This is a genomic window from Agreia sp. PsM10, assembly GCF_030433855.1.
In the GTDB taxonomy this organism is placed as follows: domain Bacteria; phylum Actinomycetota; class Actinomycetes; order Actinomycetales; family Microbacteriaceae; genus Agreia.
Map to the genome: position 1 here is coordinate 200,894 of NZ_JARUXC010000001.1, position 22,683 is coordinate 223,576.

Genomic DNA, 22,683 nt, shown 5'->3' on the forward strand with positions numbered 1-22,683 from the left:
GCGCACCGCGGCGGCGGGGGTCAGGGGTGTCGAGCCTCGACCCTCGCCGCCGCTATGAGTCCGAAGGCGATGAGCGCCAGCACGGAGCCGGCGACGACGAGCAACGGGGCCGACCATCCGTCTGACGCCTCGTGCACGCCGCCCACGATCGACGGCCCGGTCGCGGCGAGCAGATATCCGCCGCCCTGCACGAACGCGGACATGCCCCGAGCCTGGTCATCGCTCCGGGACATGCGCACGATGATGATGAAGACGATCGTGATGCCGCCGCCCTGCGCGGCGCCTCCGAGCACCGACCAGAGTGGCCACAGGCTCGGGTCGACGAGCAGGCCCACGGGCATGGCGAGCCAGAGCACTCCGACGAGCGCGACCACGGAGCCCGGGCGCCAGCGGCCTGCGAGCAGGGGGACCCCGAGCGCGCCGACCACCGCGAGGATCTGGAACACGGCGGAGCTGGCGCCCGCGGATCTCGCGTCGAGTCCCTGGAGGTCGTGCAGGATCGTGGGAAGCCAGGTGGTGATTCCGTAGTACGAGAACGCCTGTCCGCCGAACGCCAGCATCAGCAGCCACGCTGTGAGGCTCCGCCACGACGCCGAGTGCGCGGCCGGAGCGTCGAGAACGTCGGACGCCGGACCGCGTTCGCCGAGAACAGACCGGCGCCATCCGGCCGCCTGGCCCCAGACGATGATGGCGACGATGATCAGCACGGCCCAGGCGGTGATGGCCGCTCGCCAGCCCAGCCAGTCTGCAAGCGGAGCCGTGCCGATCGAGGTCAGCATCGCACCGACATTGAGAGTCGCCGTGTAGACGCCCGTCACGATACCGACCCGCGCGGGCGGGAAGTCGCGGCGGACAACGACCGGGACCACGACGTTGCCGATCGTGATCGCGACGCCGATGACGACGGTGCCGACGACGGCGAAGGTGAAGCCGCCCTGGGCGCGGATCAGCGTTCCCACGAGGATCCCCGCGAGCGAGATCAGTACGGCTCGTTCCGGTCCCGCTCGACCGATGAGGGCGGCAGCCAGGGGAGTCGCCAGAGCGAAGCACAGCACGGGCAGACTCGTGAGCAGCCCGGCGGTCGCGGCGGAGAGGTGGAGTTCGTCGCGGATCTGGCCGATGACGGGGGCGATGGCCACGATGGGCCCGCGCAGATTCAGGGCGAAGAAGACGACGCCGGCCAGAAGGAGCCAGGGCATCGCGCGGGAGGTGGTCAAGGGGCCGCGCGAACTGTTCACTCTCCATTATCTCGGATGCGCCCGGTTCAGGCAGGCCACAGGGACGGTCGCAAGAATGGATGCGCAGAGCCGATCGAAAGGACATCCCATGGGATTCATCGACAGACTTCTCGGACGCGAGCCGGAGCAGCCCTCATCCGCAGCCGGGCAGGCGGCTCCCGACTATGGAACGCCGCCCGGAACGGTTCAGGACTCTCGCACCTCCGCCCGCACCGAGGACGACATCGCGATCGAGCGCTATCGCTACCTGCTGCGCACCGCTCCGCCCGAGACGATCGAGCAGGTGCACGAAGAGGCCTTCGCTCGGCTGACGCCCGAGCAGCGTGCGCAGCTTTTCGCTCAGCTCAGTTCAGAGGCGCCGGCCGGCGAGGCTCCTCGCGATGAGAGCGCCCCGGCGCTCGCGCAGGCCGCCACCCGCTCCGAGCTCCGCAACCCGGGCACGCTCGAGCGTTCCCTCTCCGCACCGGCCCAGGGCGGCTTCGGAATGGGCATGGGGTCGATGTTCGCCGGTTCGCTGCTCGGCAGTGTGGCCGGCATCGTCGTCGGCTCCGCGATCGCACAGGCGTTCATGCCCGACCTGGGTGCAGGCGAAGCGTCGGGCGCGGATGCGTCGGCCGCGGATTCTGCCGGTGCGGATGCCGGCGGTGCCGATTCCGGAGGTGCGGACGCGAGCGGTGCCGATGCCGGCGGTGCAGACGGCGGGGGCTTCGGAGACTTCGGCGGAGGCGATTTCGGAGGCGGCGACTTCGGCGGAGGTTTCGACTTCTAGGACTGCTTCTTCGGAGCGACCGAGACGGGGTAGTCGGCGGCGTACCGGGCGAGAACGTCGGCCACCGGCGCATCCATGACCAGGGAACCCTTGTCGAGATACAGCCCGCGGGTGCAGAAGCGCCGCAGGTCCTTCTCGTTGTGCGACACGAAGAACAGGGTGCGGCCGCCGGCCAGCAGCTCTTCGATGCGCCGGTAGCACTTCTCGCGAAACGCTTTGTCGCCCACGGCGAGCACCTCGTCGACGAGGATGATCGGCTCTTCGAGCTGCGAGATGACGGAGAAGGCGATCCGCACCTTCATGCCGCTGGAGAGGTGCTTGTAGGGCGTGTCGAGGAAGTCGCCGATCTCTGCGAAGTCGATGATGCGTGAGAACCGCTCGTCGATCTGCGCCTTGGTCATGCCATGGAGGCCCGCTGTGAGGTAGACGTTGTCGCGAACCGACAGGTCGTCGACGAAACCTCCGGTGATCTCGATGAGTGGCGCGACCCCCTCGTGCACCCGCACTGCACCCTCGTCGGGCAGCACGACCTCGGCGACGAGTTTGAGCAGGGTCGACTTGCCCTGACCATTGCGCCCGATGACGCCGATCGCCTCGCCCTGCTGAACGGTGAAGCTCACATTGCGCAGGGCCCAGAACTCGCCGGGCCGTGATCGGCGGAGCCTGCCGGCGAAGAGGTCTTTGAAGTTGCGTCTCGAGCGTCGGTTGCGCTTGAACCGGATGCCGGCATCGGCCACGGTGATGACGGGGGAGTCGGTCATCAGATCTCCTTCAGCACGGCACGTTCGGTGCGTCTGAACACGAGGATGCCCACGAGCAGCAGAAGAACGGACATCGCCGCGCTCACACCGACGAGATACCAGTCGAGCTGCTCGGGAAAGAACGCGGCGCGGTAGAGCGAGAAGATTCCGCTGAGGGGGTTGAACGCGGCGACGACGTGCAACTGCTCGGGCAGGTCGGCCGTGCTGTAGATGATGGGGGATCCATAGAACAGGGCCCGAAGGGCGAGCTTCACGGCCCGCTCCAAGTCGCGGAAGAACACCACGAGGGGGGCCACGATCAGGCCGACGCCGACAGTGAGAATCGCCTGGATCAGAATGGCGAGGGGGAAGAGGAGGACCTCGACGTGCAGGGTCGCACCCGCGAAGATGGCGAACGCGGCGAGCACCGGCAGACTGGCGAGGAACTCGATGCCCTTGGAGAGCACGAGGCGGTTCACCCAGATCGTTCGGGGGATCTTGGTGGAACGGATGAGCTTCGCCTCGCGGAGGAATGCGCGCGTGGCGTCGGATGTCGTGCCGTTGAACCACATCCATGGCAGCAGGGCGGCGAGCAGGAAGACGATGTAGGGGTCTTCACCCACCGACTTCTGGAACACCTGGGTGAAGACGAACCAATAGATCAGCGCCATCACGAGGGGATCGAGGATCGACCACACGTAACCGAGGGCGGAGGTCGAGTAGCGGACGCGGAGATCGCGCCTGGTCAGCAGCCAGAGGGCGTTGCGATATCGCGCGAACGGGGTGCGCTGGTTCGGCCGCACCTCGCTGAGCGTCGTCGTCACGTGCCGTGTCTCATTTCTCTGGAATAACAACGCCTCACTCTATCCCGCAGACGAATCATGCCCCTCCGCCCCGATCGATGATCGGCGCGAAGGGGCATGGATTCACAACTGGTGCCCGAGAGGATTCGGGCGGAGCGACGCGTCAGACGAAGAGGTTGGCCCGCTCCAGGTCTTCGGCGAAGTCGACCTCGACCGCGTAGAGGTCTGAGATGTCGACGGGCTCGACGAGGAGCCGGTTCTGTTCGATGGCGAGCTCGAGGCCGCGCTCGAAGTAGTCCTGGTCGCCGACGACCTTCAGCTGGCGAAGCAGCGTGGACTTGTCTGCGGCGGAGATGTAGTTGATGCCGACGGCCTCGCCCAGACCGCCCTTGACGGTCTTCGACAGCTCTTTGATGTAGCCCTCGGCGCTGGTGGTGTACTTGACCTCTTCGTCGGAGACCTTGGAGGTGTTGACCGTGACGAAGGACTGCTCGCGGGCGATCATGGCGGCGGCGCGATCGAGGACTGCCGGGTCGAACACGACGTCGCCGTTCATCCACAGCACACCGCCGGGGCCCGAGGCCTGGAGGGCGCGCATGAGGCTCTTCGACGTGTTGGTCTGGTCGTACTGCTCGTTGTAGACGAAGGATGCCTGGGGGAACGCCTCGATGATGTGCTCGAGCTTGTAGCCCACGACGATGGTGACCTTGGCGCTGTTGCCGAAGGCGTGGTGGATGTTGTCGAACTGCTGACCCATGATCGTGCGGCCATCGCCCAGTTCAGTGAGAGGCTTCGGAAGGCTGCGGCCGAGGCGGCTGCCCATTCCTGCGGCGAGGATGACTACCTGGGTGGTCATGATGATCTCCTTGATGGTGCGAAAGTAATGAGGACAAGACTGCGCATCGGCTCGGCGTCGAAGATTCAGACACAGCTGAGAATTCAGAAGCCGTTAAGCCGATTAAGAGGCGCTGGACACTCCGTTATGTCGCACTTCACTGTATCGTGTCCCCCTTTTCGGGTCACGCGAGGATCGACCATCGTTTCGTGTTCGTGATATTACAGCCAGCTGATTCCCGGGGAGTGAAGTCGGGGATGAAAGCGCATCACTGTGTGTCCTTCATGAATGCGAGTGTCGGTCTCGGCTGATACCTTAAGTTCGGTGAGCTCAGAGTCAGACATTTCAACGACCGGGGGCGAAGGCAACGAAGAGTTGAACGAGGAGCTGAACTCCTCTGACGCAGAAGCCGTGGCCGGTGCCCGCACCGCACGTTCTGAGACCACGAATGCATCGACATCAGCACGAAAGCCTTCATCCACCCGAACATCCAAGCCTCGTTCGGCGGGTGCAGCGCAGTCCACCACGACGGTTCGACCGTCACGCACGGCGAAGCCGCGCACTCCAGTCCGACCGGTGAAGCCTGCCGACCCCGGCGTCGACAAGATCGGCGCAACCAGCGAAGAGGACGACGTGACACCCCAGTCTCCGACCGATGTGGCCGACAGCGACGTGGCCGACGACGCGCAGACGACCGGTCCGGGCAACACGTCCGAGCCGACCGGTGTCGACGGCGCCCCTGTTGAGACCGATACTTCCGGTGAGGCCGCCTCTCCCGACGAGGCCGGCACCAAGCCTCGTCCTGCTTCTCCGCGATCTCCCAGGGCGCGAAGCGCCGGTGCCACCAAGGCCGCCTCCGCTCGCGTGCCCTCCGCCCCGCGTGCCCCGCGCAAGCCGGCCGCGCCGCGGTCGAAAGCCGCACCGTCTGCATCCGACGCTCCGATCGTGCTCGATCCTTCAGCGACTCCGGTCAGCGCACCCGTGAAGAAGTCGACTCCCAAACCCGTGAGGATGACGGCGGCCCAGAAGAAGGCCGCCGCACTCGCCGAGGCCGAGGCCGCCGAGCGTGCCGCTTTCCGGGCCCAGCAGCCCGTCGTGCTCTCGATCGAACGACTGATCAAGAAGTTCGGCAGCACCATCGCCGTCGACGGAATCGACCTCGAGGTGCGGCAGGGATCGTTCTACGGAATCGTGGGTCCGAACGGGGCGGGCAAGACGACGACGCTCTCGATGGTCACCGGACTCCTGCGACCCGATTCGGGAACGATCTCGATCAACGGCCTCGACGTCTGGGCCAATCCGGCAGAGGCCAAGAAGATCATCGGCGTTCTTCCCGACCGCCTTCGCCTGTTCGATCGCCTGACCGGGCGCCAGATGCTCTACTACGCCGGCACTCTTCGCGGCCTCGACAACAAGGCTGTCAGAGAGCGCAGCGACGACCTGGCGGCTGCGTTCGGCCTGGAAGACGCACTCGGGCGCCTCGTCACCGACTATTCGGCCGGCATGACGAAGAAGATCGCTCTGGCCGCTGCCATGATCCACTCGCCTCGCATCCTCGTGCTCGACGAACCGTTCGAATCAGTCGACCCGGTGTCGGCGGCGAACGTCATCGAGATCCTGCAGAAGTACGTGGAGACGGGCGGGACCGTTGTTCTGTCGAGCCACAGCATGGACATGATCCAGCGGGTGTGCGACGGTGTCGCGATCATCGTGCAGGGGCAGGTCCTCGCTCAGGGCACTGTCGATGAGGTCAGGCGCGACGGCACCCTGGAAGACCGCTTCGTCGAGCTCGCCGGTGGGCGCAAGGCAGCGGAAGGCATGGAATGGTTGCTGAACTCCTCAAACTGAAGTTCGCGCTTCTCGCAAACACCTTCAACCGCACCGCCAAGCAGAACGTCGGCCTCGTCGTCTGGGCCCTGGTGGGCATCGCGCTGACCATCGCGTGCGTGATCGCCCTCTCCTCGCTCGACGCAGGTTCCGAAGGCGCCCGCATCGCGGTGATCCTGGGCGGCTCGGTCGTCGTGCTGGCCTTCATCGTCGTGCCCCTCGTCTCGTCGGTTCCCGACCCGCTCGACCCGCGCCGATTCGCTTTGTTCGGCATCCCGGCGGCCGCTCTGGCCAGGGGGCTGGCCGTCGCGGGTGCGGTCAGCATGCCCGTGGTTCTCACGTTCATTGCGGCCGTCTTCACGGTGCCGGTCTGGTCCGAGAACGCCGCCACCACGCTGCTCGCCGTTCTCGCCGCGTTGATCGGGGTCGCGACCATCGTGCTCGTGTCGCGCCTGGCTGCTCTGGTTGCAGCTGTGGGCCTCGCTACTCGTCGATCGCGCGAGACCGCCGGCCTGATCACCGTTCTTCTGATCGTCCTGGCCTCTCCTGCCGTCGTGCTCTGGTTCAGCGTCAACTGGGGTCGTGATGGTTCCGGCCTGATGGCAGCCGCCGCCGATGCCCTCAGCTGGAGCCCTTTGGGGGCCGCGTGGGCCCTGCCGGCCGACGTCGCAACGGGTGCCTCCGGCGGCGAGGTGACGATCAAACTCCTGATCTCGCTCGCATTCCTCGCTCTCCTGTGGCTGTCGTGGCGTGCTCTCGTCGCACGGGTTCTCGTCACGGCTCAACGGTCTGTGCCCGAACGCGAACACGCGAATCTCGGCTGGTTCGCCCGCACGCCCTCCACCCGGTCGGGCGCCGTCGCGGCTCGCAGCTTCACCTATTGGGCACGCGACGCACGGTATCCGGTGCCCGTGATCGGAGTCTTCGGGTTCCTCGTGGTGGTGTTCCTGGCGTTCGTCATCGCCGGCATCCCGCTCACCTACCTCGTTCTCCTCACCGTGCCGGCGCTCTGCGCAACCCTGGCCTTCTCGGTGCACAACGATGTGGCGCTCGACAACTCGGCGATCTGGCTGCACGTGTCTGCAAGCCGCGTCGGTTTCGCCGACAGACTCGGGCGCGTCGTGCCCGTCCTCGCCATGGGCGTGCCACTCATCGCCGTCGGCTCGGTCGCGGCGGCTTTCTTCGCCGACGATTTCGCGGCGCTCCCGGCGCTCCTGGGCGTCAGCACCGTGTTGCTCCTCGCAGGGCTGGGCGTCGGCAACCTGCTCTCCGCTCTCTTCCCTTATCCGGCCGTGCGACCGGGCGACGGGCCGTTCTCGCAGCCGCAGGTCGGCGGCGGAACCGGATTCGTGGTTCAGATCGCTTTCGTGCTCCTCACCGCACTCTTCGCGGCTCCTTCCGTCTACTACGCCATCCTCGGTCTCCTCGGCAACGAGTCGGCGTTCTGGCCATCGCTGTGGTGGGGTGCTGGGGCCGGAGTCGTGGTGCTCATCGTCGGCACCGTCGCAGGCGGCGCGATCTTCGACCGACGCGGCCCCGACATCCTGGCTGCGGCACTGCGCAACTGAACTTTCGCCTATCCGACACGAAGTGGCTGATTAGCCCCGATAGTATTCCCTCGGGTCGTGGTGATCCGGGGGAAGCGGGGGATGTGTGTTCAAGCAGGCGGCGGGACTATCGGTCGGTGTGATGATCGTGCTCGGATTCATCGGCGTCAGTGCGCCGTCCGTGCGGGCCGACGCGTTCCCCCAGACTTTCAGTCTTCATGTCCGGGTGGTGACTCCGCCGGTGTCAGGCGAGGTGAGCCCGCCGCCGATTACGACGTCTGTATCCTTTTACACCATGGGCGGGGCCTCACTGAACGACTCCAGGGCTGAAGACGTGCCTGAACTCGCGGCGGGGCGTTACCTGGTCAAGGCCGGCGCGATACCGCTCTCCGACGCCGGAACACCCCTTTCAGATGCGTGGTACGGCGACACTCCCTACCGTTCGCGCTCGACGCCGGTGGAGATCACGGATCACGACGTGACCATAACCATCCATCTCGTCCATGGCGGAGTGATCTCCGGACACGTGACCGCTCCAGGGGGAGGTATTGTCGCGGGAGGTTCGGCTGCGGCATTCCTCTACGACCCGATCGATGGAAGCTACGAGCTCGCGGGAAGCAGCCAGACAGACACGTCCGGCGCCTATTCGATCCACGTACCTCCCGGGAAGTTCGTGGTCCGTGGAGGTCAGGAGCCGATCAATGCGGGCTATGTGATTCCGGACTACGCCGACCGCCTCTACGGCGATGGAACCGTGGTCGAGGTCTCGGGGGACGAGAGGGTCGACGGCATAGACGTCGAGCTGCCGTCGTGGTCGACCACGACCGAGAGGATCGCGGGCGACGATCGTTTCGACACAGCGGTCACAGCCTCGGAGGCCGCCTTCTCCGCCGGAGTTCCTGTCGTCTACATCACGAATGGGTTGAATTGGCCCGACGCGTTGAGCGCGGGACCCGCCGCCGCCCATGAGGGCGGGCCGCTGCTGCTCACCGCCCCGTCTTCGATTCCGGCGGTGCTCGACGGCGAACTGCGGAGACTCCAGCCCCAGCGTATCGTCGTCGTCGGCGGTCCGGCGGCTGTGTCCGACCAGGTTCTCGCGCAACTGAAGGCCTACGCGCCGTCGGTGAGCCGAATCGGTGGTGCCGACCGATTCGAGGTGTCTCGCGCCGTTTCGACAGAGGTGTTCGGCAGCCGGGTGCAGTCGCGCACGATGCTCGTCGCCACCGGCGCAAACTTCCCGGACGCCCTGTCGGCAGGCGCCCTGGCGGCGAGGCTCGACGCTCCAGTGGTCCTGATCAACACCGGCGGTGACCGGATCGATGACGTCACCCGATCGTTCCTCTTCAGTGCCTCCCTCGTGGGTCTGTCCGCCGTCGGCGGACCGGCGGTCATCAGTGATGACTATGTCGATCAGCTCGGATACTTCACCAAATGGGGAGGGGCCGGACGCTACGGTGGTGCAGATCGCTTCGCGGTCAATCGAGTCCTCAACGGGGGCGACGGAGGAGCGTACCCGAGCGCGGAGTGGCAGTAGACCGCCTATCTCGTGAGTGCCCGGAACTACCCCGACGCGATGTCCGCGACAACCCTCGCGGCGAGTCAGAACGCGAGGGTCTACCTCTCCGAGCCCACGTGTGTTCCGCAACAGACACTCGACCTCATGCGAGGATCCCACATCAACAGGGTCGTGCTCATCGGAGGACCCGCGGCGCTCAGCGACGACGTCGCGCGTCTGCAGCCCTGCTGAATCGTCACGGTCACGGCCTCACCGGCGTTCGGTGAAATTAGACTGGATGCATGAGTCATCTTTCGTCTGCCCGCCCGTCAGCCAGCATCGCCGAGCCGGGCGGTCCCCGCGAGGGCGGTGGAACCTCGACCCTCGATCGTGAGCTCGAGGAGCTGCTCGAGCAGGAGCAGATCGAGCCCGGCGATCACGAGCGCTTCTCGCACTACGTCAAGAAGGAGCAGATTCTCGAGTCGGCGATGACCGGCAAGCCCGTCAAGGCTCTCTGCGGCAAGAAGTGGCTGCCGGGTCGCGACCCCGAGAAGTTCCCCGTCTGCCCCGACTGCAAGCGCATCTACGAGGGACTGAAGCCGGAGTAACCCCGGTCACACATACAGCGTCGGGATGACCGGCTCGCCGCGGCCCAGACGGAACGCCTGGTCGGGGAGCTCGCCGATCGCATCCGCTCTGTGTGCCCGGGCGCGCTCGACGCCACCCGGTCCGGTGAAGCTCTGGTCGACGACACCGTTGTCGATCAGGGTGACGAGCAGCTCGCGATCGGATGCCTCCGGCTGTGTGGCCTCGCCGACATGGATCGCCTCTGCCGTCGCGCGCCCGGACGAGTTCATTCGACGCACCGGATTCTTACGGCCCCCGACCGTGGCCTTCTCCGCGGACTTCTTGGCGACAGAGACCCACTCGCCGGCCGCGTCGGTGTGCGCGACGAGCTTGTAGACCATGCCGGCCGCGGGGGAGCCCGATCCGGTCACGACGGAGGTTCCCACCCCGTAGGAGTCGACCGGCGAGGCCGACAGTGCTGCGATCGTGTACTCGTCGAGGTCGTTCGTGACCGTGATCCTGGTGTGGGGGTTGCCGAGCGAATCGAGCTGTTCGCGCACGGCCTTGACGAGCGAGGGAAGGTCTCCCGAGTCGAGGCGAACAGCCCCGAGTCGATCTCCGGCGACCTTGACGGCGAGCTCGACGCCGCGGTGCACGTCGAACGTGTCGACCAGGAGTGTGGTCGACGGGCCGAGCGCGTCGACCTGCGCCTGGAATGCGGCCTCCTCACTGTCGTGGAGAAGGGTGAACGCGTGGGCCGCTGTGCCCATGGTCGGGATGCCCCAGCTGCGGCCGGCCTCCAGGTTCGAGGTCGCGCCGAACCCGGCGATGTAGGCCGCGCGTGCGGCGGCGACGGCCGACCTCTCGCCCGTGCGTCGCGATCCCATCTCTGCGAGGGGGCGACCGGCCGCGGCCGACACCATGCGCGACGCCGCACTCGCGACCGACGAGTCGTAGTTGAGCACGCTCAGAATCAGGGTCTCCAGAATCACTCCCTCGGCGAACGTGGAATCGACGACGAGGATGGGGGAGTTCGGGAAGTACACCTCGCCCTCGCGGTATCCCGAGATCGTGCCGCGAAAACGGTAGTCGGCGAGCCAGTCGAGTGCGGCCGTGCGCACTACGCCCTGCTCGGCGAGCCAGGTGAGTTCGGCATCGCCGAAACGGAAGGCCTCGATGAGCTCGAGGAGCCGGCCTGTGCCTGCCACGATGCCGTAGCGCCGGCCCTGGGGAAGGCGACGAGCGAAGGCCTCGAAGACGCATTCGCGCTCGTGGGTGCCGGCCTGGATGGCTGCATCGAGCATCGTGAGTTCGTAACGGTCGGTGAGAAGCGAGGATGCGGCGGTCACCGGGCAAGCATATCCGCGGCTCGTGCGCGCAGTAGTCTTGACGGGTGAGTGATGCGCCGATCGGAGTCTTCGATTCCGGTGTCGGCGGCTTGTCCGTGGCCCGATCCATCCGCGATCAGTTGCCCAGGGAGTCCATCACCTACATCGGAGACACCGCCCGATCGCCCTACGGCCCGCGTCCCCTCGCCGAGGTGAGGGAGTTCGCGCTCGAGGCCCTCGACACCCTGGTCGACCAGGGCGTCAAGATGCTCGTCATCGCCTGCAACACGGCATCGGCCGCCATGCTGCGCGACGCCAGAGAGCGGTACTCCGTTCCCGTCGTCGAGGTCATCCAGCCCGCCGTCCGTGCGGCGGTGTCATCGACGAAGAACCTCAGGGTCGGCGTGATCGGCACCGAGGGCACGATCCGCTCGAGGGCGTACAACGACGCGTTCGCCGCCGCTCCACACCTCGAGCTGTTCACCCAGGCCTGCCCCCGCTTCGTGGAGTTCGTGGAGTCTGGAGACACGACGAGCCGTGAGCTCTTCGCCGTCGCCGAGCAGTATCTCGCTCCACTTCGCGAGCATGACATCGACACCCTGGTGCTCGGGTGCACCCACTATCCCTTCCTCAAGGGCGCCATCTCCTACGTCATGGGCGACGGCGTCCGACTGGTCTCCAGCGACACCGAGACGGCCAACGACGTCTACCGCGAGCTCGTGAGCCGTGGCATCGAGCGCACCTCGGCCGCGCCCGCCGTGCACAGGTACGAGGCCACCGGAGACAGCGCCGACGAATTCATGCGCCTCGCCGATCTCATGCTCGGCCGACAGGTCTCGAGCGTCGAGCTGGTCGAGACCGGCGTCATCACACTTCCCCCCGCCCGCTGATCCACCAGGAGACCCCCATGTCGAACGACACCCGCAAAGACGGCCGCACCGCGCAGCAGTTGCGCCCCATCACGATCGAGCGCGGATGGAGCGACCAGGCCGAGGGCTCGGCCCTGATCTCCTTCGGAAAGACCCGGGTGCTCTGCACCGCCTCATTCACCAACGGCGTTCCCCGCTGGAAGCAGGGCAAAGGCCAGGGCTGGGTCACGGCCGAGTACTCGATGCTTCCCCGCTCCACGAACGACCGCATGGACCGCGAGGCCGTCAAGGGCAAGATCGGCGGACGCACCCACGAGATCTCCCGGCTGATCGGCCGCAGCCTGCGCGCGGTCGTCGACATGAAGGCGCTGGGCGAGAACACGATCGTGATCGACTGCGACGTGCTGCAGGCAGACGGCGGCACGCGCACGGCGGCAATCACCGGCGCGTACGTCGCCCTGGCCGACGCCATCGAGTGGGCGCGCACGAAGAAGTTCATCGGCCAGAAGTCGCAGCCCCTCATCGACAGCCTGTCGGCGGTCTCGGTGGGCATCATCGACGGCGCCCCCATGCTCGACCTCGCCTACGTCGAAGACGTGCGCGCCGAGACCGACATGAACGTGGTCGTCACCGGTCGCGGCCTGTTCGTCGAGGTTCAGGGCACGGCAGAGGGCGCTCCATTCGACCGCTCCGAGCTCGACGCCCTGCTCGACCTCGCTCTCGCGGGCACCGCAGAGCTGGCCCAGATCCAGGCGACGGTCCTCGGGTCGGGCGAATGAGCATCCGGGTCGTTCTGGCGACGCACAACGCGCACAAGGTCGAGGAGTTCCAGAAGATCCTGGCGGCCGAGATCCCCGAACTCGAGATCGTGGCCTACGACGGACCAGAGCCCGTGGAAGACGGTGTGTCGTTCGCCGACAACGCCCTGCTCAAGGCGCGTGCCGCTGCGGCCCACACGGGTCTGCCTGCCCTCGCCGACGACTCGGGCGTATGCGTCGACGTGCTGGGCGGCGCTCCCGGTATCTTCTCCGCACGCTGGGCCGGCCACGGCCGAGGCGCCAAGGCCAACCTCGACCTGCTGCTCGACCAGCTCGCCGACATCCGTGATCCGCACCGCACAGGCTGGTACGCCTGCACCATAGCCGTGGTCGTGCCCGAGCAGTCGGGTCGGCCGGCGAGCGAGCATCTCGCGGTGGGCGAATGGCGGGGCAGAATTCTGGATGCGCCGCGCGGCGAGAACGGGTTCGGTTACGACCCCGTGTTCATGCCCGAGGGGTCGGAGGTCTCGGCAGCAGAGCTGACGGCCGAGCAGAAGAACGCCGACAGCCACAGGAGCCGGGCGTTCCGCGAGCTGGTACCCGTGTTGAGAATGAGCGTCATTCCTAACTAGCGGCGGAGCTAGGCGTATCGCATCACAGGTGCCTACGCTGGAGGAACAATGGCTCAGGCAGACGCACACTCGCACGGATCGCACAGCCACGCCTCGGCGACCACGAACCGCACGCGGCTCGGCTGGGCGATCGCGATCGTCGCGACTGTGCTGCTCGTCGAGGTCGTCGGAGCCCTTGCGACGGGGTCGCTCGCTCTGCTCGCCGACGCGGGTCACATGGCATCCGATCTGATCGGACTGATCGTGGCGCTCGTGGCGACCGTCATCGCGGCGCGACCGGCCACCGAGACGCACAGCTTCGGTTTTCAGCGGGCCGAGGTCTTCGCCGCCCTGTTCAACGGGCTGCTGCTGATCGGCGTCGCCGTCTTCGTGGCCGTCGAGGGCATCTCCCGCCTGGTGTCGCCGCAGGAGGTGGACATCCCGCCCCTGCCACTGCTCGTCGTCGCGGTGATCGGCCTCGTGGCCAACTTCGGAGCATTGATGCTGCTGCGCGGGGGAGCGGCCACGTCGCTCAACATGCGCGGCGCGTATCTCGAGGTGTTCGGAGATCTGCTCGGATCGGTCACGGTCATCGTGGCGTCGATCGTGATCCTGACGACGGGCTTCGCCCCGGCCGACGCCATCGCGTCTCTCGTGATCGCGGCCATGATCATTCCGCGAGCCGTCTCGCTGCTGCGCGACGTCATCCGGGTTCTGCTGCAGCAGACTCCGGTCGACACCGACGTGGCGCAGATCCGCAGCCATATTCTCGAGGCCGAGGGCGTCGTCGACGTGCACGACGTTCACGTCTGGGCGGTGACCACCGGCAAGAATATCTTCTCGGCTCACGTCGTGGTCGACCAGCAGGTCTTCGAGGCGGGAGAGTCGGGTCGCCTGCTCGACCAGCTGTCGTCGTGCCTGTCATCGCATTTCGACGTCGACCACTCGACGTTCCAGCTGGAGCCGGCGGAGCACGCCAGACACGAGGAGCACCTGCACCCGTAGGCTCAGGCGTCCTCGTGCGGAGGGCTAATGCCCAAGGCTATTTCTGGGGCAGCGCCTGAACACCGAGGGTGCGGTACAGCTCGACCTGCTGCACCGTCTCGAGCTCTGCCGGGGCGCCGGTGAGCGGGTCGTTGCCGCCGCCGGACTTGGGGAATGCGATCACGTCGCGGATCGAGTCCGTGGCCGCCAGCAGCGACACGACGCGGTCGAAGCCCATGGCGAATCCGCCGTGCGGCGGCGCACCGAACGCGAACGCCTGCAGCAGGAAGCCGAACTTCTCCTGCGCCTCCTCCTGGCTGATGCCCATGATCTTGAAGACGCGCTCCTGCAGTTCACGGGTGTGGATTCGGATGCTTCCGCCGCCGATCTCGTTGCCGTTGCAGACGATGTCGTAGGCGTACGACAGGGCCGATTCGGGGTCGGAGTCGAAGGTGTCGATGAACTCGGGCTTGGGCGAGGTGAACGCGTGGTGCACCGCGGTCCACGCGCCGCCGCCGACGGCCACGTCACCGCTCGCGACCGCATCGCCAGCCGGCTCGAAGAGCGGGGCGTCGACCACCCAGGTGAAGGCCCAGGCGTTCGGGTCGATAAGGCCCTGGCGTGCCGCGATCTCGCCGCGGAGCGCGCCGAGAAGGGCGCGGGACGCCTTCACTGCGCCCGCAGCGAAGAAGATGCAGTCACCCGGCTGAGCCCCGGCGTGTGCGACGAGTCCGGCGCGCTCCTCTTCTGACAGGTTCTTCGCGACCGGGCCGCGAAGCTCTCCGTCTTCGCCCACGAGAACGTAGGCGAGGCCCTTGGCGCCGCGCTGCTTCGCCCATTCCTGCCACGCGTCGAGGGCGCGACGGGCCTGGCCTGCACCACCGGGCATCACGACGGCACCCACGTAGGGAGCCTGGAAGATGGCGAAGTCGCTGCCGGCGAAGTAGTCGGTGAACTCGACGAGCTCGAGGCCGAATCGCAGGTCGGGCTTGTCTGAGCCGAAGCGACGCATCGCCTCGGCGTAGGTCATGCGCGGCAGCGGGGTGGGAAGCTCGACGTCGATCGTGCGCCACATGGCCCGCAGCACCTTCTCGGCGAGAGCGATGACCTCGTCTTGATCGACGAAGCTCATCTCCACGTCGAGCTGGGTGAACTCGGGCTGCCGGTCGGCTCTGAAGTCTTCATCGCGGTAGCAGCGGGCGATCTGGAAGTACTTCTCGAATCCGCCGACCATGAGCAGCTGCTTGAACAGCTGCGGGCTCTGCGGGAGCGCGTAGAAGGTGCCCGGCTTCAGACGTGCCGGCACAAGGAAGTCCCGGGCGCCCTCCGGCGTCGAGTGGGTGAGCGTGGGCGTCTCGACCTCGACGAAGTCCTCATCGACGAGCACGGAGCGCACGGCCGCCGAGACCTTGGAGCGGAGCTTGAGGGGGTACGCGGCGTCCTCACGACGAAGGTCGAGGTACCGGTAGGCCAGGCGCGTCTCCTCGCCCGGTTCGTCGTCGAGCTGGAAGGGGAGCACGTCGCTGGCGGCGAGCACCTCGAGGCTCGTGGCCTGAATCTCCACCTCGCCGGATGCGATGGCCGAGTTGACGTTGCCGGCCGGACGTTCGCGAACGATCCCCTTCACGGTGACGACGGACTCGACGCGCAGGCTCTCCGCCGTGGCCACGAGCTCGTCGCGGAAGGTGACCTGGGCGATTCCGGAGGAGTCGCGCAGATCGATGAAGGCGACGCCGCCGTGGTCGCGGATGCGGGCGACCCAGCCGGAGAGCATGACGTCGAGTCCCACGTCCTGGCGGGTGAGCGAGGACGCGTAGTTGGTTCTGTACATAGGGTGGTGTGGTGCTTTCTAGGCCTCGGGCTTGTGGTCGAAGACGTCGGGATCGAGCGCCAGGTCTGCGTGGGGCTGGGCGGCCTCTGCAGCGTTGGCCTTTCGAGCCTTCATCGTCGACTGCACGTAGTGCCAGATCGTGGGGATGAGCGTCGCCGCGACTGCGGCGAGCAGGATGATGTCGATGTAGCTGGTGACGAAGTCCCTGACCGGGGGGATGTTGCCGATCAGGTAGCCGGCGAACGTGACGCCGGCACCCCAGACGAGTGCGCCGATGAGGTTGTAGAGCGAGTACTTGCGGTAGTTCATGTGCCCGATGCCGGCCGCGATCGGGGCGAAGGTGCGAACGATGGGAACGAAGCGGGCGAGGATGACCGCGAATGCGCCGTACTTCGTGAAGAACGCGTTCGTTCTCTCGACGTTCTTGATGCTGAACAGGCCGGATTCTTTGCGTTCGAAGATCTTGGGCCCGAATTTGTGGCCGATGAGGTAGCCGACCTCACCGCCGGCGAACGCCGCGAAGCCGATGGCCAGACACACCCACCAGATGTCGACGCCGATGCCCGGGCTGAAGGCGAGAACGCCGGTGATGATCAGCAGGGTGTCGCCGGGGAAGAGGAAGCCGATCAGAAGGCCCGTCTCGGCGAAGATGATCAGGCACACGCCGATGAGGGCGAACGGCCCGAAGCTCTGGATGAGCGTCTCCGGGTCGAGCCAGGGGATGAGTGCAGCGTGTGTCAAGTGGAGGCTCCAGTCGTCGGCGGGTCAGGTCTAGGCCGGTCGGCGGCGGACAAGGGGTATGTGTGCATCAAGAGTACCCCCGCAGCACACGCAGATCATGGAGTACGGGAGAAGGGACTTGAACCCTCACGCTCGAAAGCACAGGAACCTAAATCCTGCGTGTCTACCAATTCCACCACTCCCGCAGAACAGAAACAGTGTACCGGCGACGAGCTCGATCACGCTCTCCCGGGCACGAGCAGGCCGGACTCGTAGGCGATGATCACGAGCTGCGCCCGGTCGTGCGCGCCGAGCTTGCTCATCATGCGGTTCACGTGCGTCTTCGCGGTCTGAGGGGAGATCACGAGACCCGCCGCGATCTCGCCGTTGGAGAGGCCGCTGCCCACGAGGAGAAGGATCTGCCGCTCGCGTTCGGTCAGCAGGGCGAGCTCGTCGGGCACGGGCCGTGCCGCAGGCTCGGAGGGAGACAGGTACCGGTCGATCAGGGCGCGCGTGGCCTTGGGCGAGAGCAGCGCCTCGCCGTCGTGCACGGTGCGGATCGCCGACATCAGCGCGTCGGCCTCCGTGCCCTTGCCGAGGAATCCGCTCGCACCGGCCTGAAGCGCACGCAGCACGTACTCGTCGTCCTCGAAGGTGGTGAGGATCACGATGCGGGTGCCGGCGAGCAGGGGGTCGGCGCAGATCGCCTCGGTCGCCTGCAGCCCGTCCATCACGGGCATCCGGATGTCCATGAGCACGATGTCGGGGCGGGTCGCGCGAACGACATCCACGGCCTCACGACCATTCGACGCCTCTCCCACGACCGTGAAGCCCTCTTCGTGGGAGACGAGTTCGCTGACGGCGGTGCGGATCAGGGCCTGGTCGTCGGCGAGTACGACGGAGATCATGCGCGGCCCTTCGGGTCGGTGGTGGAGTGCGCGCTGCCGCGCAGGCCCTGGTCGGAGTCGTCGAAGGGAAGGTGCACGACGAAGCGGTGCACGGGCCCCGGGCCGAACGACGTCTCGAGGCTTCCGCCCACAGACGACACGCGCTCGCGCACGCCCACGAGCCCGTGACCGCTCTCCACGACGATCCTGTCGTCGCGTCGGGGTCGCGTCACGTTCGTGACCGTGATGCCCAGACCGTCGGTGCCGTAGTCGAGCTGAACGAGGGCGGTGCCGTCGCCGCCGTGCTTGTGCGCGTTCGTCAGGCCCTCCTGCAGAACGCGGTGGGCCACGATGTCGCGCAGGGAGTCGAGCTCGACCGGGGTGCCGACCGTCCTCTGCTCCACAGTGAGACCGGCCTTCGAGAACTCGTCGATCAGCTGGGGGAGATGGGAGAGGCCGGGCGTGGGCGCGAGCGTCGCCGAGTGCGCGTTGTCGGCCGATCGGAGCACGGTGAGCAGGCTGCCGATCTCGCCGAGCACGGTGCGAGCCGCCTCACGCACGGTGGTGAGGGAGCGTTCGGCGTCATCCGGTCGCGTGCGCAGCGCCTGCGAGGCCGACGCGGCGTGCAGGTTGATCACGGCGATCTGATGGGCCATCACGTCGTGCAGGTCGCGGGCGATGGCGAGCCGCTCCTCGGTCACCCGCCTCTCGGCCTCGGACTCGCGGGTCTCCTCGGCTCGCCGAGCACGCTCGGTGATGGCCTGGATGAACGCGCGGCCGTTGTACTGCGCCACGCCGCCCGTGGCGGCAAGCCCGACGAGGGCGACGAGCAGCACGAGCGATTCGATGCCGCGCGACTCGGGCGGAGGGGCGAGCAGCAGCACGCTGCCGATCGCCACGAGCGCGGCACCGGCCACGATGAGGGCCGGGGTGCGTCCCTGGCGGGATCCGACGCCGAAGACGGTGATCATCACCGTGAGGATCGAGGCGACGACCGGACCGGGGCCGACCAGTTCCAGGCTCGACAGCAGCACCGCCGCGCACGCCGCTGCGATCGCGACCGCCGCCGTGCTGCGCGGATACCGCGTGCGCAGTACGAGGGCGGCGACCAGAACGATCGCCACCACGGCGGAGGTCACCAGCACCTGGGTGGTGGAACCGGCGAGCGGCGTTGCGCTGTGGGATGCGACGACGACGGGAATGCAGACGACGATGATCGCCAGGGCCGAGGGTATCCAGCGCAGCCGCGGGGGCAGGGGAGACTCGAAGGGCACGGGGAACGCTCGAGAACCGGATCTCACGGGCGCACCTCCTTCTCTGCTTCCTTGCGTCTGCTCGTTGTCGTCCAGTCTCGCAGCACGCCCGTGCCCGACGCGTCCCACGTTCGTGGTAGCCGAAGATGCCGTGCCGGGGTGACGACCGGCATCCGGTTCGCGGCCAGTCTGGAGTGATCGTGCACATCGCACGAGCAGACAGCACAGGAGCGATCATGCCGGTTCCGGTTCTCGCGGCGCGAGACGTCAAGAAGTCCTACGGTCGAGGCGCGGCCCGCTTCGACGCCCTGAAAGGGGTGTCGCTCGACATCGAGGAGGGCGAGTCCATCTCGATCGTCGGCAAGAGCGGATCGGGCAAGTCGACGCTCATGCACCTGCTCGCGCTGCTCGACAAGCCGTCGACCGGAGCTGTGGAACTGAGCGGTCGTGACGCGGGCGCCCTCGGTGGCCGAATTCTCAACCGCACGCGCAACCAGACGTTCGGCTTCGTGTTCCAGCAGTTCTTCCTCACGCCCAACACCTCGGTGCTCGATAACGTGACGCTGCCGCTACGCATCGCCGGGGTCGGCGGTTCCGAACGGCGGCGTCGCGGAATGGAGGCGCTCGAGCGCCTCGAGCTCGCCGACAAGGCGAAGAACAAGGCCACCGACCTGTCGGGCGGCCAGAAGCAGCGCGTGGTCATCGCCCGCGCCCTGGTGAACGAGCCGCGCGTGATCTTCGCCGACGAGCCGACAGGCAACCTCGACACGGCCACGGGCGCGGTGGTCGAAGAGATCCTCTTCGACCTCAACCGGCGCACGGGCATCACGCTGATCGTCGTGACTCACGATGAGGACCTGGCGGCGAAGACCGATCGCAGCGTGTTCATTCGCGACGGCCTCGTCGTCGACCGGAACGGAGCGAGCGCATGAGCGGCCTCGACCTGATCCGTTCGGCGATCAGCAACACGTTCCGCAGCAAGACCCGCACGACCCTCACCGTGCTGGCCATCTTCATCGGCGCCTTCACGCTGGCGCTGACCAGCGGGGTGGGAACGGGCATCAACCGCTACATCGACACGACGGTCTCCTCGATCGGGGCGAATGACGTGATGACGGTCACGAAGACGGTGGAGGACACGGCGTCGGGGCCGGCGAAGTACGAGCCCGACACCACCAACGTCGAGAGCGCGACCGGCAGGCCGGGGTCGACGGTCGAGGCCATCACTGCGGCGGAGCTCGACGACATCAGGGCAGTCCCCGGTGTCGAATCGGTCGACCCTGTGCTGACGGCCCGGCCGAATTACGTGGAGTACGACGGGGGCACGCAGTACCAGGCGGCGATCGGCGGCTTCGTATCGGGCATGAGCCTCGATCTGGCCGCGGGCTCGGAGCCCTCGAGCGACAGCGACACCCTCGAGGTCGCGCTGCCCGTGTCGTACGTCGAGCCGCTGGGCTTCTCGAGCGATTCGGATGCCGTGGGCAAGACGGTGACGTTCGGCGTCACCGACCAGACGGGCGCGTCGAGCACCATCGAGGCCACGGTCACGGGCGTCGCCGAGGCCGGTCTGCTCGGATCCTCCAGCCTCACCGCGAACGACGCGCTGACCACCGCCCTCTACGACGCGCAGTCGGTGGGTCTCAGCTCGTCGAGCAAAGACAGCTACGCCTCGGTGAGCCTGCGCTTCGACCCCGCGTCGTCGGATGAGCAGGTGTCGGCGATCAAGAGCGACCTCAAGGAGCTCGGCTACGACGCCACCACTGTGGAGGACCAGATCGGTTCGTTCAAGACCATCATCGACGCGATCGTGCTGGTGCTGAACGGCTTCGCCGTGATCGCGCTGATCGCGGCCGGCTTCGGCATCGTGAACACCCTTCTCATGAGCGTGCAGGAGCGCACCCGAGAGATCGGGCTCATGAAGGCGATGGGCATGGGCGCAGGCAGGGTGTTCGGGCTGTTCAGTCTGGAGGCGGTGTTCATCGGGTTCCTGGGAAGTGCCATCGGCGCGCTCGGTGCGATCCTCGCGGGGACGGCGCTGAACGGCGTGCTGGCGAACGGGCTGCTGTCGGCGCTGCCGGGGCTCACGCTCATCGCCTTCGATCCGACGTCGATCGCGGTCATCATCCTCGTGGTGATGGGCATCGCGTTCCTGGCCGGCACGATCCCGGCGCTGCGCGCGGCGCGGCAGGACCCGATCGAGTCTCTGCGGTACGAGTAGTTCGCTCTGTCGTAGCTCGTTCGCCTGCCCGCCGGGGCCCTGTGGATAACTTCCACGGGGTTTCGGCGTTTCGGGGCACCAACTTTTGGCGAGCTCGCGACAATCGATGTCCACGGCATGGTGGCGTTCTCATCTGCCCAGACACGCTTTGTCGCGCGAGCGGGACGCTTATCGCTCCCGCAGCGGGCGACCGCCCCCGCAATATGCTGCTGGGCCTAAGGGTCGTGCGTCGACCGGCGATCGTTTCTCACATACCCCCAGTTCGGCCGCCCCCGGCCGGTGAACAGGTAGAGCACTAGTCTTTGCATGTGGCACAAGCTGAGAGCTCCGCTAGGCGGATCAAGCTGACCGGAGCGCGTTTCAATGGCGGCAGGCTTCCGGTCGACTCTCTCGTCGAGCTCGAGCGATACCAGGAGCTGCTTCGGATCGTGGCGCGTTCGTCTTGGCGGCAGGATCATCCAGGCGAAGATCTGCCTGCTGACTTCGACGATGAGGTAAGCCTCACGATCGAGTCCATCGAGGAGGGCAGCGCGGACGTGATGCTCGCCTTCGAGCGGCACGCGGTTTACCAGGAGTACCAGCGACAAGCTGACGACACGGTGAGCGACATGATCGCGGCGTCGTATGAGTCTCGAGAGCTACCCGAGTTCCCGGCTGCGATCGCGTCCGAGGTGCGCGAGCGCATCGTGCTCCTCGGAACGTCGCTCGAAGCGGGTCAATCAATCGAGGTCTACACGGCCGGCCCCTCAAACCCACCGATCGAGATTACGATCGAGAGCCGGCGCGAGGTCGTCCAGACCTTCGCGCTGGAGGACTTCATTTCTGCGCCCATGCCCGATGTTCATGGAGAGCTCCAGAGTCACTCCGAAACGATCGTCGGGCGGATCACGGAGATCGATGCCGAGAAGGCAACTTTTCGATTCGAAAGCCTACGACACGGCCGTCTGATCGGCCACTACGACGCCGAGGGACAGCTGTTTGACGATATCCGCAGCGTTCTTGACTCGCCCGCTGAAGCACCCATTCTTCGAGTCGAGGGGCAGCTGCAATACAAGCGAGACGGCAGCCCCTGGCGCTTCACCGAGACCTACGCAGTCGAGCAGTTCGTCCCCGGATCCGGATCCTGGGCCGAGCGTCTAATTGAGCTCGCTCAGCTCTCCACCGGGTGGGCCGATTCTGACAATGCGACACCGGTTGCAGTCGTGGCCCTCGAGGCGACGAACGCTCTTATGCAAGCGATCTCAGACGCCGGGCGGCAGCTCCCTAGCTTCTATCGACGGAGGAGGGTGGCATCATCCTCGAGTGGGCGACTCTCAGCGTGGTACGCAGCGTCGAGGTGACTAGCCAGGCGGACTTCGAGCTCTTCCTGAGGCCTGCCGCTGGCGGGGCATCACTCGTAGAGA

22 protein-coding genes and 1 tRNA gene are annotated in these 22,683 nt (G+C 66.7%); 13 read left to right on the forward strand and 10 right to left on the reverse strand.

Features of this window, described 5'->3' with window-relative positions; translation table 11 throughout:
• Window positions 1-20: 20 nt before the first annotated feature.
• Window positions 21-1,217: an MFS transporter gene (locus QCD70_RS00955; RefSeq protein WP_301213249.1), complete on the reverse strand. Its 1,197-nt coding sequence runs from the start codon at window positions 1,215-1,217 to the stop codon at window positions 21-23.
• Between the two features lie 109 nt (window positions 1,218-1,326).
• Here QCD70_RS00955 and QCD70_RS00960 point away from each other — a divergent pair, with 109 nt between their 5' ends.
• The gene (locus QCD70_RS00960; RefSeq protein WP_301213250.1) at window positions 1,327-2,007 is read left to right on the forward strand and encodes a hypothetical protein; all 681 of its coding nucleotides are present in this window, start codon (window positions 1,327-1,329) and stop codon (window positions 2,005-2,007) included.
• On the opposite strand, the gene QCD70_RS00965 is transcribed toward QCD70_RS00960, so the two are convergent.
• The 3 genes from QCD70_RS00965 to QCD70_RS00975 all read right to left on the reverse strand — a co-directional run bounded on the left by QCD70_RS00965 (window position 2,004) and on the right by QCD70_RS00975 (window position 4,406).
• Entirely contained in the window at window positions 2,004-2,768 is a 765-nt protein-coding gene (locus tag QCD70_RS00965; RefSeq protein WP_301213252.1) for an ABC transporter ATP-binding protein, read from the reverse strand. The two genes, QCD70_RS00960 and QCD70_RS00965, sit on opposite strands and share 4 nt — an antisense overlap.
• On the reverse strand, window positions 2,768-3,571 hold the full coding sequence (locus tag QCD70_RS00970; protein ID WP_301213253.1) for an ABC transporter permease: 804 nt from the start codon (window positions 3,569-3,571) through the stop codon (window positions 2,768-2,770). The genes QCD70_RS00965 and QCD70_RS00970 overlap by 1 nt, the downstream gene beginning before the upstream one ends.
• 142 nt (window positions 3,572-3,713) lie before the next feature.
• Window positions 3,714-4,406: a phosphocholine cytidylyltransferase family protein gene (locus QCD70_RS00975; protein WP_301213254.1), complete on the reverse strand. Its 693-nt coding sequence runs from the start codon at window positions 4,404-4,406 to the stop codon at window positions 3,714-3,716.
• A gap of 555 nt (window positions 4,407-4,961) precedes the next feature.
• On the opposite strand from QCD70_RS00975, the gene QCD70_RS00980 reads away from it, so the two are divergent.
• From QCD70_RS00980 to QCD70_RS01000, 5 genes are all read left to right on the forward strand, one after another.
• Complete coding sequence (locus tag QCD70_RS00980) at window positions 4,962-6,233, forward strand: ABC transporter ATP-binding protein (protein ID WP_301213255.1); 1,272 nt, start codon at window positions 4,962-4,964, stop codon at window positions 6,231-6,233.
• Entirely contained in the window at window positions 6,209-7,780 is a 1,572-nt protein-coding gene (locus QCD70_RS00985; RefSeq protein WP_301213256.1) for a hypothetical protein, read from the forward strand. The genes QCD70_RS00980 and QCD70_RS00985 overlap by 25 nt, the downstream gene beginning before the upstream one ends.
• Before the next feature lie 313 nt (window positions 7,781-8,093).
• Entirely contained in the window at window positions 8,094-9,293 is a 1,200-nt protein-coding gene (locus tag QCD70_RS00990; RefSeq protein WP_301213257.1) for a cell wall-binding repeat-containing protein, read from the forward strand.
• 12 nt (window positions 9,294-9,305) lie between these two features.
• The gene (locus QCD70_RS00995; RefSeq protein WP_301213259.1) at window positions 9,306-9,506 is read left to right on the forward strand and encodes a cell wall-binding repeat-containing protein; all 201 of its coding nucleotides are present in this window, start codon (window positions 9,306-9,308) and stop codon (window positions 9,504-9,506) included.
• 50 nt (window positions 9,507-9,556) lie between these two features.
• Window positions 9,557-9,862, forward strand: coding sequence for a DUF3039 domain-containing protein (locus tag QCD70_RS01000; protein WP_301213261.1), 306 nt, complete (start codon window positions 9,557-9,559; stop codon window positions 9,860-9,862).
• 6 nt (window positions 9,863-9,868) lie between these two features.
• Here QCD70_RS01000 and QCD70_RS01005 read toward each other — a convergent pair whose 3' ends face one another.
• Entirely contained in the window at window positions 9,869-11,170 is a 1,302-nt protein-coding gene (locus QCD70_RS01005) for a nicotinate phosphoribosyltransferase (protein WP_301213262.1), read from the reverse strand.
• 44 nt (window positions 11,171-11,214) lie between these two features.
• On the opposite strand from QCD70_RS01005, the gene murI reads away from it, so the two are divergent.
• The 4 genes from murI to QCD70_RS01025 are packed head-to-tail and all read left to right on the forward strand — an operon-like array spanning window position 11,215 to window position 14,392.
• A complete protein-coding gene (murI, locus tag QCD70_RS01010) occupies window positions 11,215-12,039 on the forward strand; it encodes a glutamate racemase (RefSeq protein ID WP_055929662.1) in 825 nt (274 codons plus the stop codon).
• 17 nt (window positions 12,040-12,056) lie between these two features.
• On the forward strand, window positions 12,057-12,797 hold the full coding sequence (gene rph / locus QCD70_RS01015; RefSeq protein ID WP_055948679.1) for a ribonuclease PH: 741 nt from the start codon (window positions 12,057-12,059) through the stop codon (window positions 12,795-12,797).
• Entirely contained in the window at window positions 12,794-13,408 is a 615-nt protein-coding gene (rdgB, locus tag QCD70_RS01020) for an RdgB/HAM1 family non-canonical purine NTP pyrophosphatase (protein WP_301213263.1), read from the forward strand. Before rph ends, rdgB begins: the two co-directional genes overlap by 4 nt.
• Window positions 13,409-13,456: 48 nt before the next feature.
• Window positions 13,457-14,392, forward strand: coding sequence for a cation diffusion facilitator family transporter (locus tag QCD70_RS01025; protein ID WP_301213264.1), 936 nt, complete (start codon window positions 13,457-13,459; stop codon window positions 14,390-14,392).
• Between the two features lie 37 nt (window positions 14,393-14,429).
• Here the strand turns inward: QCD70_RS01025 and aspS are convergent, their stop codons facing one another.
• The 5 genes from aspS to QCD70_RS01050 all read right to left on the reverse strand — a co-directional run bounded on the left by aspS (window position 14,430) and on the right by QCD70_RS01050 (window position 19,110).
• Entirely contained in the window at window positions 14,430-16,202 is a 1,773-nt protein-coding gene (aspS, locus tag QCD70_RS01030) for an aspartate--tRNA ligase (RefSeq protein ID WP_301213265.1), read from the reverse strand.
• A gap of 18 nt (window positions 16,203-16,220) precedes the next feature.
• Window positions 16,221-16,943 carry a DedA family protein gene (locus QCD70_RS01035; protein ID WP_055929648.1) on the reverse strand — a complete coding sequence of 241 codons (723 nt, stop codon included), beginning with the start codon at window positions 16,941-16,943 and terminating at the stop codon, window positions 16,221-16,223.
• Window positions 16,944-17,046: 103 nt separating this feature from the next.
• Window positions 17,047-17,128: transfer RNA gene (locus tag QCD70_RS01040), tRNA-Leu, on the reverse strand.
• Between the two features lie 33 nt (window positions 17,129-17,161).
• A complete protein-coding gene (locus QCD70_RS01045; RefSeq protein WP_301213267.1) occupies window positions 17,162-17,830 on the reverse strand; it encodes a response regulator transcription factor in 669 nt (222 codons plus the stop codon).
• Complete coding sequence (locus tag QCD70_RS01050; RefSeq protein ID WP_301213268.1) at window positions 17,827-19,110, reverse strand: sensor histidine kinase; 1,284 nt, start codon at window positions 19,108-19,110, stop codon at window positions 17,827-17,829. Before QCD70_RS01050 ends, QCD70_RS01045 begins: the two co-directional genes overlap by 4 nt.
• A 188-nt stretch (window positions 19,111-19,298) precedes the next feature.
• Between QCD70_RS01050 and QCD70_RS01055 the strand changes: the two genes are divergently transcribed.
• The 3 genes from QCD70_RS01055 to QCD70_RS01065 all read left to right on the forward strand — a co-directional run bounded on the left by QCD70_RS01055 (window position 19,299) and on the right by QCD70_RS01065 (window position 22,620).
• Window positions 19,299-19,994, forward strand: a complete 696-nt coding sequence (locus tag QCD70_RS01055) for an ABC transporter ATP-binding protein (RefSeq protein WP_301213480.1) — start codon at window positions 19,299-19,301, stop codon at window positions 19,992-19,994.
• Window positions 19,991-21,280 (forward strand): ABC transporter permease, encoded by a 1,290-nt coding sequence (locus QCD70_RS01060; RefSeq protein WP_301213269.1) that lies wholly within the window; start codon window positions 19,991-19,993, stop codon window positions 21,278-21,280. The genes QCD70_RS01055 and QCD70_RS01060 overlap by 4 nt, the downstream gene beginning before the upstream one ends.
• Before the next feature lie 308 nt (window positions 21,281-21,588).
• Window positions 21,589-22,620 (forward strand): hypothetical protein, encoded by a 1,032-nt coding sequence (locus QCD70_RS01065; protein ID WP_301213270.1) that lies wholly within the window; start codon window positions 21,589-21,591, stop codon window positions 22,618-22,620.
• Window positions 22,621-22,683 lie beyond the last annotated feature (63 nt).

Coding starts and splice junctions, on each gene's coding strand:
- QCD70_RS01000 (WP_301213261.1), top strand. CDS start 9,557: ATGAGTCATCTTTCGTCTGCCCGCCCGTCAGCCAGCATCGCCGAGCCG.
- QCD70_RS01055 (WP_301213480.1), top strand. CDS start 19,299: ATGCCGGTTCCGGTTCTCGCGGCGCGAGACGTCAAGAAGTCCTACGGT.
- QCD70_RS01060 (WP_301213269.1), top strand. CDS start 19,991: ATGAGCGGCCTCGACCTGATCCGTTCGGCGATCAGCAACACGTTCCGC.
- QCD70_RS01045 (WP_301213267.1), bottom strand. CDS start 17,830: ATGATCTCCGTCGTACTCGCCGACGACCAGGCCCTGATCCGCACCGCC.
- rph (WP_055948679.1), top strand. CDS start 12,057: ATGTCGAACGACACCCGCAAAGACGGCCGCACCGCGCAGCAGTTGCGC.
- QCD70_RS00985 (WP_301213256.1), top strand. CDS start 6,209: ATGGTTGCTGAACTCCTCAAACTGAAGTTCGCGCTTCTCGCAAACACC.
- aspS (WP_301213265.1), bottom strand. CDS start 16,202: ATGTACAGAACCAACTACGCGTCCTCGCTCACCCGCCAGGACGTGGGA.
- QCD70_RS00975 (WP_301213254.1), bottom strand. CDS start 4,406: ATGACCACCCAGGTAGTCATCCTCGCCGCAGGAATGGGCAGCCGCCTC.
- QCD70_RS01025 (WP_301213264.1), top strand. CDS start 13,457: ATGGCTCAGGCAGACGCACACTCGCACGGATCGCACAGCCACGCCTCG.
- rdgB (WP_301213263.1), top strand. CDS start 12,794: ATGAGCATCCGGGTCGTTCTGGCGACGCACAACGCGCACAAGGTCGAG.
- QCD70_RS00965 (WP_301213252.1), bottom strand. CDS start 2,768: ATGACCGACTCCCCCGTCATCACCGTGGCCGATGCCGGCATCCGGTTC.
- QCD70_RS00960 (WP_301213250.1), top strand. CDS start 1,327: ATGGGATTCATCGACAGACTTCTCGGACGCGAGCCGGAGCAGCCCTCA.